Source organism: Flavobacterium cheongpyeongense (assembly GCF_003202435.1).
Taxonomy (GTDB): Bacteria; Bacteroidota; Bacteroidia; order Flavobacteriales; family Flavobacteriaceae; genus Flavobacterium; species Flavobacterium cheongpyeongense.
On sequence record NZ_QJHK01000006.1, the window covers coordinates 202,535 to 218,552 of the forward strand.

General features: G+C 34.2%; 6 protein-coding genes. All 6 read right to left on the reverse strand.

The window, feature by feature from the left end; genetic code table 11:
- Positions 1-10 precede the first annotated feature (10 nt).
- On the reverse strand, positions 11-727 hold the full coding sequence (locus DMB65_RS09450; RefSeq protein WP_110306404.1) for a LolA family protein: 717 nt from the start codon (positions 725-727) through the stop codon (positions 11-13).
- Positions 728-731: 4 nt separating this feature from the next.
- The gene (locus DMB65_RS09455; protein ID WP_110306405.1) at positions 732-4,823 is read right to left on the reverse strand and encodes a leucine-rich repeat domain-containing protein; all 4,092 of its coding nucleotides are present in this window, start codon (positions 4,821-4,823) and stop codon (positions 732-734) included.
- Between the two features lie 84 nt (positions 4,824-4,907).
- The gene (locus DMB65_RS09460) at positions 4,908-8,876 is read right to left on the reverse strand and encodes a leucine-rich repeat domain-containing protein (RefSeq protein ID WP_110306406.1); all 3,969 of its coding nucleotides are present in this window, start codon (positions 8,874-8,876) and stop codon (positions 4,908-4,910) included.
- 16 nt (positions 8,877-8,892) lie between these two features.
- Entirely contained in the window at positions 8,893-14,508 is a 5,616-nt protein-coding gene (locus DMB65_RS09465) for a hypothetical protein (protein WP_110306407.1), read from the reverse strand.
- The gene (locus DMB65_RS09470; RefSeq protein ID WP_110306408.1) at positions 14,505-15,113 is read right to left on the reverse strand and encodes a hypothetical protein; all 609 of its coding nucleotides are present in this window, start codon (positions 15,111-15,113) and stop codon (positions 14,505-14,507) included. Before DMB65_RS09470 ends, DMB65_RS09465 begins: the two co-directional genes overlap by 4 nt.
- Entirely contained in the window at positions 15,097-15,531 is a 435-nt protein-coding gene (locus DMB65_RS09475) for an OmpH family outer membrane protein (RefSeq protein WP_123955312.1), read from the reverse strand. Before DMB65_RS09475 ends, DMB65_RS09470 begins: the two co-directional genes overlap by 17 nt.
- Positions 15,532-16,018: the final 487 nt, after the last annotated feature.

A 16,018-nucleotide genomic window follows, 5' to 3' on the forward strand; every position in this document is an offset into this window, starting at 1 on the left:
ATATCTGATTTTATTTATTGGAAATGTTTCGTTGGTCAATAATTTCATAATTCTTTAAGCGTGTTGCTGTTACGTATTTATTTTTACTTAAGAAATCAAAATAGGTTTTGTCTGCAAAAAGCGATGCATTAACTGCTTTCCTATTAAAGTTCAAATTGGTCACTTCTAATCTTGGCATGTAGGATTTTGGTGACCGGTAATCTTTAGAAAAATTGACAGCAGTATTGTAATAGAAAACTGATTTTTGTAAAAAATACTTCTTAGATATCTGAACTACTATTTTAGAGTAGGGAAGATTTGAGTATTTTTTTGGGATTAGAATTATCTCCCAATATATTTTAAAATCTTTAAATGATTCTATTTTGCATAAATCCAGTAAGGGATTAATGTCAAAGTTTCCAAAGTAACTTTGCAGGGGATCTGAGATCAATATGGCTTTTTCCGAATGACTGATTTTCAGGTTTATGCTTTTAGAATTCAGTATTTCTGTCTGATCAATTTTCATATAAATCTCGTTTTGAGGATTTTTACGAAAAAAACCTTTATAAGCCTGCTCTGGTTTTTTAGATTCTGCGGTTTTATATAAAGTATAATTTGAGTTATACTGCAGTGATTCAGCACTACTGTATTGTTTACCCATTCGCTGTAAAACTTCATTGACAGTCTGCGCATGCCCAAATACTGAGGCTGAGAGAAAGCTGATAATGAATAAAGATTTATAAAGCATAAATTTAATTTTGTGTCGTATTAATAAAATTACCTGAACGTGTTTCCTGAATGGTTTTTATTCCTTTGGCAGTTTCTTTTTTTACACGAACTAAGCCACCTTCGTTATCATACTCATAAAATGTAGCGTAATTGTTTTCATCCAGTTCAGACATGAGTTTAAAGGTTTGAGGGTCATAAACAAATGTTTTAATACTGCCTTCAAGAGGATGTATCCTGATATCGTCAAAGTATGCCGCAATTCCGTTACTATTATTTTGAAGTTCAATACTAATTGTTTTTGTAAACTTAGGAATCAGGAATTTACTGGTAATTCTTTGCCATCCATCAATAATATCGCCGCTTGCCACCATTTTTTGTGTACTAATTTTTTGAAGTTCGCTGGCCTCTGCGTCATTATAAAAATGAATATTAATAGCAGTATTTTCATACGTTTTTACTTGTATAGAAGATTCTTCCTTTACCCATGCACTCAGCATGTATTCTTTTTCGGGAACGGGCTGAAAAGAAAGGCAGTCAGAACAGTAATTTTTGTCGGTAGGTTTTCCGCACGAAAATCCGGTGAGTTTCAGGTTGTCAGATAAAAATGCTTCGTTTTCAGTAGTTGCCAGAGCATTAAATGTTCCATAACCATAATAGTCAAAATCACGAAAATTGACCATATCTGATTGTGGAAATTCGGCAACCGGATAATCTAATAAATATTTAAGCGATGTTCTAAGGTTGGGAACCACCTTAGAATCAATAGCAGAAGTTACAGTCTGAACAAAATTTGGGTCTTGTGTAGTCGATGAAGCAACTCCATAGTTATCTGCATCAACATAAAAACCATTTTCTATTCCAAGTACATATAAATGAGGCTTATCCGTACTGGTGTCTAAAGTACTTTTGGAATTATTAAATCGTGACATAGTCTGATTTTTTAACGCAACAACATCAGCCGTCTGGCAACCATCCGTAATCATAATCACCACACTAGGTTTCATTGTTGAACTTAGGGCGACATCCAAACCACTTTTCCAGTAGTCTGAAGAAGCAGTTGTACGACGTACTCCATTTACGGAGCCATAATTATCAATCCAGTTGTTAAATTTATTTAATACTTGGGGTTCGTTAGTTACTCTTATTTGCAGTACATGATCGTTTCTGTTATCGGCATCGTTATCTGACATTCCGATGAGGGAAACATAAACATTTGATTGTAGTTTATCGTTGTCGTCTGCCTGTTGCTGGATATATTTTTTAAGCTGTTTTTTTATTTTACCGGCTTCAGTATCACTTATGGATCCGGATTCATCTACAACAAAGGCTATGTGAGAAACACAATATAAAGCAGAACAAAAGTCTACGTGATTGACAAAACTTCTAAAAGGGTCATTGAGACCGGTACGCAATTCTGTTTCAATAGTATCAGAATCATAATTATCTAAGTTAAAAGCAGCAGCAACATTTCCGTTGGTAGCAATTTTGACATCATATTCGGCTTTGTCAGTAAACGAGAAGGCAATAAATCCTTGTTGTGTATCATGAGTAAAATTATATATAGCCGGATTTTTGTCTTTAACATAAAACGCTAATGCGTTGAGTTCATCACAGGTATATCCATCGGTAATAGTTGCAGCCGGGGTACTAATTAATTTATTTACCAAAGTGGTGAAAATACTTTTTATGTTAGCAGTATTTCTGTTTGATTTTGTACAGGAAACAAAAGGTTCACAAGACTTGGCCACTATAGTTTTACTGAACTCAAACTGGCACTCATTATTTTTATAAGTACTTAGATATATAGTATAAGTACCAGTTGTTGTTGGAATAAAAGTATACAAACCTGTTGTGTTGGTAACGGGGTTAAGATGTATGTCGCTGCCTTGTTTTAGGGTATACCAATTGTAGTTTAGATTAACAGAAGTCGTTTCAAAAGACATATTAACCGGTTTGTTGATACAAGTACTTTCAAAATCGCAGGCGTCGACAGTAATTGATTTTGTAAAAGTTGTTTTACAGCCTGTAGTTTCTGTAACTTCTGCTTTAATGATATAAGAACCGGGAGTAGTAAACGTATATTTATAAATGCCGGAGGTGTCCCCTTTCATATAGTTGACAACAATATTTGCTGGTGTTGTTGCAGACCAATCATAAGTCAAATTGCTGTTGTTGCTGGCAAATGAAAATGCACTTTCTGTATTATTACAGAATTTCTCTAAAGGAGAGATTATCGTTCCTGCAATTGGAGTACAGGTTATTATATTTAAATGGATTGTATTTCGGGTTAATGTTAAACCGGTAATTTCTGGATTTGTAGAAACACAATAATAATCACCTGCATTGTCGAGTGTCAAATTAGAAAGTGTATATTGTCTGGAAGTCCCTCCTGCTATAGGTTGACCGTTTTTATACCATTGATAGCTATCAATATCTAAAACCCTATTGTCTTCATGCATGCTTAGAGTTATAGTACCACCAATACCTCCTGTAATTGTTTTTTCAGTGTCTGTTTTTGCTTGATGAGTATAATAAAAGTCGAGCCATGATCGATTTTTTAACATTGAAAATTGACTGGCTAAATCGATGAACCGAAAATTATTTTCGCCAATATAAAGTTCTACTAAATCGTTAAAGGATTCTAAATTGATTAGGTTGCCACTTAATTTATTGCCGTTTAAATGAAGCGTTTCTAAATTTGTTAATTGTTCCATTTCAACGGGTAAAACTCCGCTTAATTGATTATAGTTAATATATAAATATCTAAGACTTTTTAATTGTCCAATTTCAGCAGGGATGCTGCTTATTTTATTAAAGTTTATATCAAAATCCTGAAGTTGGTGTAATAGCTTAATTTCACTAGGCATGCCTGTGATTTGGTTTAGTCCTAAATTTAGAAAATGAAGCTGTGTTAATTGCCCAATTTCAGGAGGTATCCGACCGCTTAATTGATTATTAAATAACCTTAACCAATTAAGTTGTGACAATTGTCCAATTTGAGGAGGTATTGTGCCACTTAAGTTATTGCTATATAAATTCAAACTTTGTAATAGTGTTAATTGCCCAATTTGAGGAGGTATTGTACCACTGAATTTATTGCCACCTAAATCCAAAAGTTGGAGCTGTATTAATTGCCCAATTTGAGAAGGTATTGTACCACTTAATTGATTATTAGTTAAATTTAAACTTTGTAGTAGTGTTAATTGCCCAATTTGAGAAGGTATAGTACTACTCAATTGATTGTTAGTTAAATTTAAACCTTGTAGTAGTGTTAATTGCCCAATTTGTGGAGGTATTGTACCATTTAATCGATTACCATCTAAACGCAAACTTTGTAGTAGTGTTAATTGCCCGATTTGTGGAGGTATTGTACCAATTAATTCATTACTACTTAAATTCAAACTTTGTAGTAATGTTAATTGCCCAATTTGAGAAGGTATTGTACTACTAAAGTTATTGGCATGTAAATTCAAACTTTGTAGTTGTGTTAATTGTCCAATTTGAGGAGGTATAGCACCATTTACTTCATTACTACTTAAATCTAAAAATTGAAGCTGAGTTAATTGCCCAATTTCTATAGGTATTGTACCACCTAAAAAATTACTCCTTAAATCAATCCCAACAACATGCCCATTATATACACTAATACCATACCAACCGGTTTGGTCCTCTGCGACCCACGATTTAACTGGGGTACTAAAATCCCAACCGGTTTTTTTTGCCCAATAGTATCCATTAGTACTGTTGTATAGAGCTAATAAAGCATCTTTTTCAGTTTGTGGAATATCTTCTATGTAAGGCAAAGTTTTACTGGTTAGCCTGCTATTCGCTGCTTTATTCGCTTTTAAAGTTTGAGTAGATGCTATCTTTTGCAAAATTTCATCTTCCTCTTTTTTCATTACGCTATACTGGTTTTTGTACATTTCACGCATTCTAGCGATTTCACGCTTCAAATCCTGATCCGCAACACCATGTTCTTTTAATGAAGCAGTTATTCTGACAACATCAAAACCAATAGTTTCATCGTTGTACTCCTGAGCAAAAGAAGTCAATGAAAATAGCATCATGCCTATTGTAATGATCCAGTATTTTTTTATTTTAAAAAGGTTTGCCATAATTTTTTAATTACAGAATATTTGTACTATTTAACAAATCAATCTATTTTATTTTTTTCTCTTAAATTTATTATTTGCAAATTACTATGGAGTGCAAGACTCTACATTTTCTAAACTTATTATTCCATAATGTGTAAAAGTCAGACAAGGGGCGTCTGTGATTTGTCCCAAATGATAATGAGTACCCGAAAAACCCTTTTTTACCTGAGTAGTATGAGCTGCATTTGTCCAATAAGTAACATATCCAGGATCTTCAAATCCTTCAGGGTCCAAATTACAAGGATTTTGGCTATCGCTCCATCCTGCACAAGGATCCTCAGGTGGATTACCACCCATTGAGCGATAATAACTTGTCATTGCCGTTACTGTGCAAGATTGAGATTCTGTTAATGCAGGACATAAAGAACCTCCGTTTGATGCTGGAGTAAGAATATTTCTTGTTCTAACTTGGCTTCCGTCAATACAATCTGACCATGGTGACCAATCAGAAACAATGCAATTAACGGGAGAGTTTGGAGTTTCGCCACAATTCGAAATTTGAGATATTTTTCCTGAATTATCTATTAAATAAGATACACCGTCAATGCCAAATTGATACCATAAATTTCCACTCCCAACCATTGTTGTTAGTGAAGAGCTTGTATACATTTGTGTGCCAATTCCTAAAGATGATGTTGCGGCATAGAATGTATTGGTAAAGCTAGTTTGAGCACAAGCTAATGAAGCAGATGTTCTACCGGGATTTGAAAATTGGAATGCATAACCAGAACCTGACCCGGAGGTACCGCAAGTAGAAATCATAACTATTTTGCCTGAGCTGTCAACTTTATATGCTTTGTCCTGATTTTTATACCATAAATTTCCAGTAGTTACCGGAGTGGTTAAGCTATCGTTTGAGTAGATCATAGTGTCGACAGCTAATGTTGGAGTGTTTGCATAAAATGTATTTGGAAAATTTGTTTCGTTACAAGCTGTTGATTTGATTGTTGCAGAATTTGAGAATTGAAAAGGATAACTTACCGTTGGTATTGTTTGATTAATGATTTTAATGATCCCAGTAATTGGCTCACACAATGTTGTTATTTTTCCGGTTGCAATAACTTTGCAGTTTCCTGTCAGAGTTACTAAATAATTAAATGTCCCGGAAACGGTAGGTGTACCGCTAATAGTTACCGTGTTAGAAGCATAAGTGCCTGTAATACCAGTTGGTAATCCTGTTATAGTAGCTCCGGAAGTACCTGTAGTAATATAGGTAATAGGAGTGATGATTGAATTAACGTTTTTAGATTGATTATCTGTTCCTGCAGGAGAACTGAGTATTATGGTACCAGGTTCTGAAACGGTAATGGTTCCGGTGGCATTTATAGTGTTTCCACATCCCGATAAAAGAGGAATGCTATAGTTAAATACTCCTGTGGCTGTAGGAGTTCCGCTAATGGTTAAGATGTTTGATGCCCATGCAGCAGTTACCCCCGAAGGCAATCCGGATGGAGTGCCAAGTGTCCATGTTCCTCCTAAGGTGTTATGCGTAATTGGAGCTAAAGCTGTGTTGCTACATACAACCGGCGCAGCTGAAGCCGCACTTACTGTTTCGACTGAAACGGTAATAGTTCCTTGTGAAGTTACAGTTGAACCACAATTTCCTACATAGGTTACGGTATAAGGAAAAGTTCCTGCATAAGATGGCGTTCCACTGATAGTTACAGTATTAGATGTGAAATTTCCTGTTACACCAGCTGGTAGTCCGGAAAAAGTAGCTCCCGTTATCTGCCCGGAAGTAGTATACGTAATCGGGGCAATAGCAGCTGAATTGCATATAGTTTGCGTATCTGTTCCCACAGCCGAACTTAAAACAGAAATACAATTATTAACATTTAAATGAATTGTATTTCGGGTTAAAGCAAGATTTTGATTAGTGACCGTCGTAATAGTCATTTGCGGATTTTTGGAGATACAATAATAATCGCCTGCATTGGCAAGGGTTAAATTCGCAAGGGTGTATTGTCTGGAAGTGGCACCAGATATAGCCTGCCCATTTTTATACCACTGGTAAGTATCGGCTGGAGTATAACGATTGTCTTCATACATGGTTAACGTTTGTGTTTCGCCAACCGCTTTTTTTATTGTTATTTCAGAATCTGTTTTAGCTTGGCTTGAATATGAAAAAAGAGAAAGTTTACTTTTGTATGTATCATATTCGGAAGCAAAATCGACAAATCGAAACTTATTATTTTGAAAATTTAAATTGGATTTAACATTTGTTAAATCCGGAATTTTTCCTTCTAATTGGTTTTGGATTAAAAGAAGTGTTTGAAGTAGTGGTAACTGCCCAATTACAGCAGGTATTGTTCCGCTTAATTTATTACCATATAATTGGAGTCCTGTAAGTTTTGTTAATAGTCCAATTTCAGCAGGTATTGTCCCGGTTAATTCATTATTATTTAAATAAAGGGTGTTAAGTTGTGTTAATTGTCCAATTTGAGTAGGAATTGTTCCGTTTAATTGATTTACGTGTAATTGAAGTGATACAAGTTTTGTTAATTGTCCAATTGAAGCAGGTATTGTCCCGCTTAATTGATTAGTATGTAAATAAAGGTTTTGAAGTTGTGTTAACTGTCCAATTTCCGCAGGTATTGTCCCGCTTAATTGATTGATAGCCAGGCTAATATTTGTAACTTTTATTAACTGTCCAATTTCCGCAGGTATTGGCCCGCTTAATTGGTTTTGTTGTAAATAAAGAAGTTGAAGTTGTGTTAACTGTCCAATTTGAAAGGGTATTGTTCCGCTTAATTGATTTGTATGTAAATAAAGTTCTGTAAGTTTTGTTAACTGTCCAATTGAATTAGGTATTGTCCCGCTTAATTTATTAACCTGTAACTGAAGTGATGTAAGTTTTGTTAATAGTCCAATTTCAGCAGGTATTGCCCCACTTAATTGATTAGTATGTAAATGAAGGGTATTAAGTTGTGTTAAATTACCAATTGAAGTAGGTATTGTTCCGCTTAATTGATTAGTATGTAAATAAAGTATTGTAAGGTTTGTAAGCTGTCCAATTGAAGTAGGTATTGTTCCGCTTAATTGATTATTATTTAAATAAAATGTTTTAAGTTGAGTTAATTGCCCAATTACAGGAGGTATTGTACCGCTTAATTTATTAATGTGTAATTGGAGTGATGTAAGTTTTGTTAACTGTCCAATTACAGCAGGTATTGTTCCGGTTAATTGATTATTGTATAAAAGAAGAGATGTAAGACTTGTTAATTGTCCAATTTCAGCAGGTATCGTACCGCTTAATTTATTAATGTGTAATTGGAGTGATGTAAGCTTTGTTAATTGTCCAATTTCCGCAGGTATTGTTCCGGTTAATTGATTAGTATGTAAATGAAGTGTTTGAAGTAGTGTTAACTGCCCAATTTCCGCAGGTATTGTCCCGCTTAATTGATTAGTGTGTAATTGAAGTGATGTAAGTTTTGTTAACAGTCCAATTTCCGCAGGTATTGTCCCGCTTAATTGATTAGTGTGTAATTGAAGTGATGTAAGTTTTGTTAACAGTCCAATTTCCGCAGGTATCGTTCCGCTTAATTTATTATTACTTAAAACAACACCAGTAACATGCCCTTCGGTAACTGTAATCCCGTACCAGCCAGAAGTAACAGGAGTACTAAAATCCCACCCTGTTTTATTGGTCCAGTTGCTTCCATTGGTACTATTGTATAGCGCCAATAAAGCATCTTTTTCTGTTTGAGGAATATCAACTATTGCTAACGTATTTGCCGTTTTATTGGTTTCCGTGCTTGCACTCTGTTCAGATGCTGTTCTTTGCAAAATTTCATCCTTCTTTTTTTTAATTACATTATAGTGTTTTTTATTTATTCCACTTACTATTGCAATTTCGTGTTTTATATTTTGCTTCGCAGTATCTCTGTGTTTTAATGGTGCGGTAATTTTGGCAACATCAAAACTTATTTCTGGATTTCTGGTATTTTTAGCAAATAAATTAGTTATGCTAAAAAATAATAGTAAACTAAAAATAAATCGGCTGGTTAGTTTCATTTGAATTTTGATATTATTATTGGACAGTATTTCCTGTTGTTACACACGGAATTACTTGTTTTTTTACTGTTGCTTTTTTACCCGGGGCGACCTTCAGACTTTTTCTTCCTGTATGGGACTGAGAAGAAGACACACTGACGTCATTTTGTTTTAACTGCGCTTTATAATCAAAGTGTGATGCTTTGACGCAGTCAAAAGGGTTACTGTCATAATCTTCAAAACCATCAGAAGCCAGTTCATTATATTTTGTATTGGAACCAACTGCCACCGGAAAGCGATTGTTATATCCGTAAATAGCAGATGAATACCGGTTTAAAGCATCCTTGTTTTCTACTTCCTGACCATACGGGTTGTACTGTGTAACTTCTGATGCATATGTCCACTTGTTGGTGTTTTTAATTGCCCATTTATTATTTTCAAAAAGATAGAATGAATCAAAATCGATGAAAAATCCGGTTTTACGCGGTGTAGGATCAGCGGTATAATTTCGGCCTGTTAAATACGCAAAAGATTTATTGGCTCTCCAGTTTCCTAAAACATTATATAGATACGGATTGTAATATTTATCTGCGTCATCATCATCAGATTTTATAGCTTTTTCGTATTCATATTGCAAACTTCCATCTTCTGCAAATGTCATTTTTGGCAGATTACATTCGCATTGTGAAGGCCATATATCATTATACTGTATGGCGGAGGCATTTACAATCCTGTCATTAGCATTTGGGAGATAGGCAGGATTATCCTTTGACTCTGCGGCAGCTATTACAGTTCTTGCGGAGGTTATATTATTATTGGCATCATATTTATACAATGGGTTTCTCATAGAGGTTATACTGGCCATTGAGGCCATTTGCATATTACGATATCCTGAACGGATTACTTTCATTTTTCCATCGGTTATGATGTTTTTAACTAATTGTCCGTTGATATCAAGCAATTTGAAATTTGTATCGGATAGTTTTACGACCCAGGCTCTGATATTTTCTTTCCATTTTTCTGCATTACGTCCTGTAACCCAGACTTCATCACCATCAATCAAATAGTCAGAAGGTTTTTCGGTTAAATTTCCTTTGAATCTGTAGCTGTTATCAGATGGTTCTATTTCCAACGTTAATTCTGCATTTTTAGCAGCCTGACTCATCCCGACATAACTCCAGTAAGCAGGGAAATTAAAACTATAATAATGGTCTTTATACTCATTAGTGGTATCTGTGAGCAAAATTTCGCCTGTATCAGCATCCCAGGCCAGATTTTTGGTAGACACTTTTGATCCGTTATCAAATGCTATTTTTTCAACTAGTATTCCGGAACTATGAATCACTTTTGTGGTGGTAGCCATCCTGATTTGATCTTCATGTTTAGAATATGTTGGAATAAGCGTAGGAACAACAATAACAATCAGGGTGAAAGGTAAAGTTGCAAGATTAAAATGTGCTCCTGCAGTTGTTGTTGTTGTTGTACTTTCCCTAAAATCGTTTATAACATCATAATCTACACCTACCAGCTTATTCCTAATAAGGCCTTTTGAGTCAATTGTTGGTATAGTATTATTGAGCTTTCCTGAATTTAAGCTTTTAACAGTAGTTGTTTTGCTGTAATTATATTCAACTCCAGAGATTGGTTCCTTTTGACCTTCGCCATACACTTCTTGATTTTTGATTTTCCCATCCATATCATTTGTGTGGATAGCGAATCCCTGAGATAAAGTAATGTGGTTTTTTACATTCAAATTCAATAAGCTGGCTAAAGCTGTCGACTTATCAAATTTGGATGCTAAAGTGGTACGATCTGCAATTGTTGGAAAATCTTTTGAAGTGTAAAATTCACTTACAACAGTCCCTGTAGCATGTTTTTTCACTACCATAGTTTGACTGTTTTCTGTTTTTTCCCGTGGTAAATTAGCAACTGAAACTCTGCTGTATGTTATTTTTGGAGCAGGAAAAAAGGATTCACCAAAAGGTTCTTCGACATAATTTTCAGTATCGGGTCCCAATAAAAGTTCTTTTTTCTTTTTATCGTAAAAGGGTTTTACGAATGGATTTTCTTTACAGCCCAAAGGTTCATAAGTAGCCACACCGGATGATTTGCCATCCTTATCTGTGTAGGTATATTTTTGACCATAAAATTGCTTGTAATTTACATTATCGGTAGTATTCATTACATCCCATTGATCATGAAGCTGTATGTTTTTGACCCTGCTGCCTCCACCAATTTTATAGCCGTTTGTATTCATAAGACGGATCCAGGATTTATTGGTAACAAATTTGCTGGCTATTCCATTATCTTTCAATTGTTGGTTTGGACTTTTAAAAATATTTAAAAGTTCCGGCATCCAGCCAATCAATTGCATCACAACACCCTTTACATTTTTAGTGTCTTCTTCATTATTTTTATCATACATAAGGCGGCTTAAGTACTGTCTTCCAAAATTCCAGCCGGCTTTTTGTATAGCATTTACTTCTGAATCTGAGTTAAACCCATCTCCATTTCCAACTTTCTGAACTGGAATCGATGCATATTTTTTTCCATCTTTTATAAAAAGAGCGCAATCACTTTCAGTTCTTAAATAACCCGTAACGTAATCAAATTTATCCGTACTTGCTCCGGGGACAATAGGATTTTGATTAACCATATTGAGTAAAAATCTGAAATAAAGAGGGTTTTCCTCTGTTCCTATCGATTTTAAATAAGTTTCTTTAAATTTTTTAGCAGCATCCGTTTGAGTAATATCAAAATTCTTATCGATTTCAATGTAGATATAATCCCCTAGTGAAAATTTTTGTATGGGGTTTGTATCATTAGCCATATCATTCTCATTAGGTGTTATGCCTCCGCTCCCGACTACTTTATACATTTGCATGGCTTGTTTATCCTGAACAAAGGCATAATCGTCTGCTTCAAAATTGACTTCTATCAGACCACCTGATGGTAATTGAATAGTTTTAAGTAACCAGGATGCAGCATATAAATCTGCTGTTTGCCGATCACTCTGGTCAACAAATGGAAACTCTGCATTGGAAAGCTCTCCTAATGTTTTGCCATTGACATTTTCATTTGATACTTTGTAACCTCCCCAAACATCATAAGCTTTCATGTCATAAGGTACATTCAAATCATATATTTTGTTGCCAATAGATGTTTTAGGAGCATAATTAAAAACATAAGGTGTAAATTTGCCCATTTTTGAGTTTTTATAGGTAAAATATACTTTGCTTAGTGTAAGTTTACCCTTTTGGCCATCTTCAACACTTGCAGTATTGTCAATTCCCTGGCATAAACTGTAATTATACTCAAAATGTGCTTCTTTTATTGGTGTTGCCTCTTCTCCTCTTAGATCATATTCAGGTTTTGAATAAAGTGAAATTTTATCCAGTTTGTACATTTTTGAATCCAGGCCTAATCCTCCATTTTCATCTGCAACACCGTAACCATCTTTTCTATCTGTGAGATGAAAAATAGCTACATGTGTTTTGGTGACTATTTTTTTAACATAAAGTAATTCTTTCTCTCCATAGATGTAACTTCCTTTATTGTCTTTTTTACTTGAACGTAGCCCTTCGTCATAATTAGCCATATTTTGTTTGAATGGCACCCTCCATTTATAAGTAGTTTTGGCTTTGTTCTTATTTTCGTACTCGAATTTTGTATAGGTACCTAAATCATCATCAGATGGGCCGTTGTCAGTTAAATCTTGATAGTCAGAGGATAAAACAGAAGTTAGTAAGTAAGAATGGGCATATGCAGGTGTGGTTACACGATTAAAATATTTATCTCCTGTCTGATCATTATTTGTAGAATTGTCAGTACCACTTGTATATGGGACCAAACCATTTTTATAATCTGCATTTTTTGCTAAACCTATATCAAAGGTGGTTTCTTTTTTAACTACATTATAAGCCGCACGGCCATAAATATAGCGCTCTCCACCGTCTTTAGTGATCTTTATTTCTGAAGTATGATGATCATGTTTTCCTTTTATTGAAAAAGGGCTGATATTATCAAGACCTTGGTCGTCTTTGTATTTACTTGAGCCGTAACTCAACGCTTCTGTACGTGTTAATTTCTGAATAGATTGATTTCTCGATAGACGCTTTGTGCGTATAATTGTACTAGTTCCATCTACCTTTGGAGTTTCAGTACTATCCGTGTAGTAGTTTTGACTGGTTTTTCTTGAAAATTTTTCTCCTTCAATGTTTAATCTTATAGGTCTATAACCTCCTAAATTTTTAGTCAGGATATTTAATTCCTGATCAACATGGTTTCCTCCAATATTTTTAAAGAATACTTTTTCATAATCGGGTCTGTTTCCTCCCTTTTTTTCTTTGAATCTTCCTAATGCAGGATTTGATTGGTTCCATATCACAGATTTGCTTTTGCCTAAGGTTACTGTTGCATCAACCCCAAAGTGCACACCACCTCCAGCTCCAAATTCTAAACCTAAACTGCCCCCTGAACTGGCATCTGTAGTCTCATTATCATATACATAACCTACCTGGGATTTATAAGGGCGGTACATTCCTGAAATTCCCTGTCCCTGAATACTGTATAAATCATAAGTATTATTGGTAAGAGGTAAAGAAGTCGTATTTTTATTAAAAGTCCTGTCTTTTTCTCTATTGAAATCTAAAATATCCGATTTTCCGGCATTGTATGTGTTTTCAAAACCGTATGCTTTCTCCGTTTTATACTTTTCAGAATCTTTGATCCCCTGACTTGTAACATATCCGGAGAATTTAGCACCTCCTTCAACTCCCCAAAATTCTCCCTCCACATTTACACTAAACATATAGTTAGAAGAAGTCATTCCAACTCTTTTGGTAGGGGTAAAAGAGGCATTATTAACAGATAATAATGATCCGAAATTATAGCCTAGTGTTCCTCTAACATTTTTAACTGTTGCAGTTGTTGCAATAGAAGGAGAAATTGTAACACTTTCAACACCTTTTCTGCTATTATAACTAGCCCCCATATTGATGCCTAAACTGGTGTTTTTTTCGTCAGTGCCAGAAAGTCTTTTAGAAAAAGAAGCACTAGGCGACACGGATACTCCTTCAGAAGCAGAAGAGGTAAGATCCATGCGGACTGAAAGATTATCATTAATCTGATAACTCAAGCCGGCATTTGTAGATACGCCAACACCATCATAATTATTGTATTTGATGCCTAAACCAAAGCTGGCTTTTGCTTCCTTAATACCGAAAGCGGTTATAAAAACATTTGCACTTGAACCAATAGTAATATTTGGTTTTAAGCTATTTTCATAAATCATTTCATCTCCGTTAAAATCATCTGGGAGACCACGTAGTTGTCTGTTTATCTGTCCAACATCCAGGTTCCATCCAAGTCCTACCCAAGAAGCTTCCTGATCCATAGTTACGCCTGAATTGTAAGCCAGGTTTATAGGGTAACCGCCAACATCCATTATAGGGATGTTATAATTAAAATCACCGCTTGCTAAATCTACCATATCAGAAGTCCCAATAGGAGTGAAGGCTTCAAATTCAGGTTGGGAGGGGCCACCCGTTAAAGCATACATCTGCATTGGTTGAAAAGTCTCTAAAAGAATCATCATTGCTAAATAAATAGCAACTACTTTTTTTAATTTACTTATTTTTTTTGGCTTAATCATAAGGCTATAGGGGTAAAAGGATCTTTGAATTTAAATTTTAATGTTCCCTTTCTAAAAAGGTAATCATTATAAATTAGTTGTATTTTGTCATTGGGGTCAATACCTGAGAAGAATAGTAGTACTTTTTGAAAAGGAGCAATTTTATAATTACGCTCAAAATTAACCCCTGAGCAAGGGATTGTATCTTTCTTTGAAGTCACCACATAAAAATCATTGTTTAGTCCGAAAGACATGTACTTTACAGCAGCGGTATAATCCATACCTGTAAAATCTTTGCCTAGTAAATCTTTTTCCTCATCTTGCTGAAAAACAAATTCTATTACACGTTCTCTTTTATTTTCTTCATAAAGAGAATCAACATGCTGAAGGTTTTCAATACCCTGATCTTTTAACAAATAATATTGAATAGGAACTTCGGTAGCTGTAAAACCAATGTCATCAACCACCTGTGTATAGGAGCGGGATTTCCAGCCTATTTTTTCCAGATTAAAATAGCGATCCCTGATTTCAGAATCGTCATTTTTTTTTGATTGGGAATCTTCTTTTTTACAGGAAAACAAAACAAGAAGTAGAAAGGCCAAAATAAGTCTACTTGAGTCCTTCATACTTTTTATTTATATAAGTAAGTAATTCGTTGGTAACATCAATATTTTCATCAGCAAATAAGACATTGATTTTATTCTCTGATCCGATTATAAGCTTGTATTTGTTTTCTTTGGAAAATTCAGAAGAATAACTTTTTATTCTTGCCCAGATTTTTGTTGATTGCTCAGTAGCAAAATGTTGGTTGAATTGTTCTAGTTCTTCTTTTTGCTGAATGAACTGTTGCATTATCATTTTTTTTTCTGAAGGAGAAATTCCCGGAGTTTGGAGTTTTGTATACAAAGAATCAACTCTTGTCTTTTGTAAGTTAAATTCTTTTTCGCCTGAATTTTTTAATTCCTTTGTCATGTTAAAATTATCAAAAATCCTGATGTTATCTACGTAAACAATTTTAGAAGAATTGTTATAATTAAGTAGCATAAAAAGTAATAAGATTATGATTGCTATTGAGTTACAGAATATTAAAATGTTTTTGTAATTTTTTGTCACAGAATTATTTGTTAAATTCACTGCAAATGTAATTTTTTTTTTAAAAAGTTAAAATATTTCTCACTTTTTTGTTGAGATATTTTCAATTTTTTTGTTGATTATGCACACAACGATAAAATTTAAAATAAAAACGATTAACTTGATTTTTCAGTTTAATAACCAGTATTTTGTAAACTTTTAAAATGCGTTGGTGTAATTAGTTCTTGATGGTAATTTTCGTCAGTTGCGATTTTTTTGTGGAGAAATGGAATAAAAAAAGGTATCCAAAACTATTTTGAAATAAAAAAATGAGCGGTTAATCTATTGTTTATAAGGTTTTTAATTTTAAATTTTCAGGAGTATTTACTTCTGAATCTATATGCAAAATAGTTTTGTTTTTGGTTTTTTTAGATGCCCGGTAGTTTATTATAAGGTTGGT

Coding starts and splice junctions, on each gene's coding strand:
- DMB65_RS09470 (WP_110306408.1), bottom strand. CDS start 15,113: ATGAAGGACTCAAGTAGACTTATTTTGGCCTTTCTACTTCTTGTTTTG.
- DMB65_RS09465 (WP_110306407.1), bottom strand. CDS start 14,508: ATGATTAAGCCAAAAAAAATAAGTAAATTAAAAAAAGTAGTTGCTATT.
- DMB65_RS09450 (WP_110306404.1), bottom strand. CDS start 727: ATGCTTTATAAATCTTTATTCATTATCAGCTTTCTCTCAGCCTCAGTA.
- DMB65_RS09460 (WP_110306406.1), bottom strand. CDS start 8,876: ATGAAACTAACCAGCCGATTTATTTTTAGTTTACTATTATTTTTTAGC.
- DMB65_RS09475 (WP_123955312.1), bottom strand. CDS start 15,531: ATGCTACTTAATTATAACAATTCTTCTAAAATTGTTTACGTAGATAAC.
- DMB65_RS09455 (WP_110306405.1), bottom strand. CDS start 4,823: ATGGCAAACCTTTTTAAAATAAAAAAATACTGGATCATTACAATAGGC.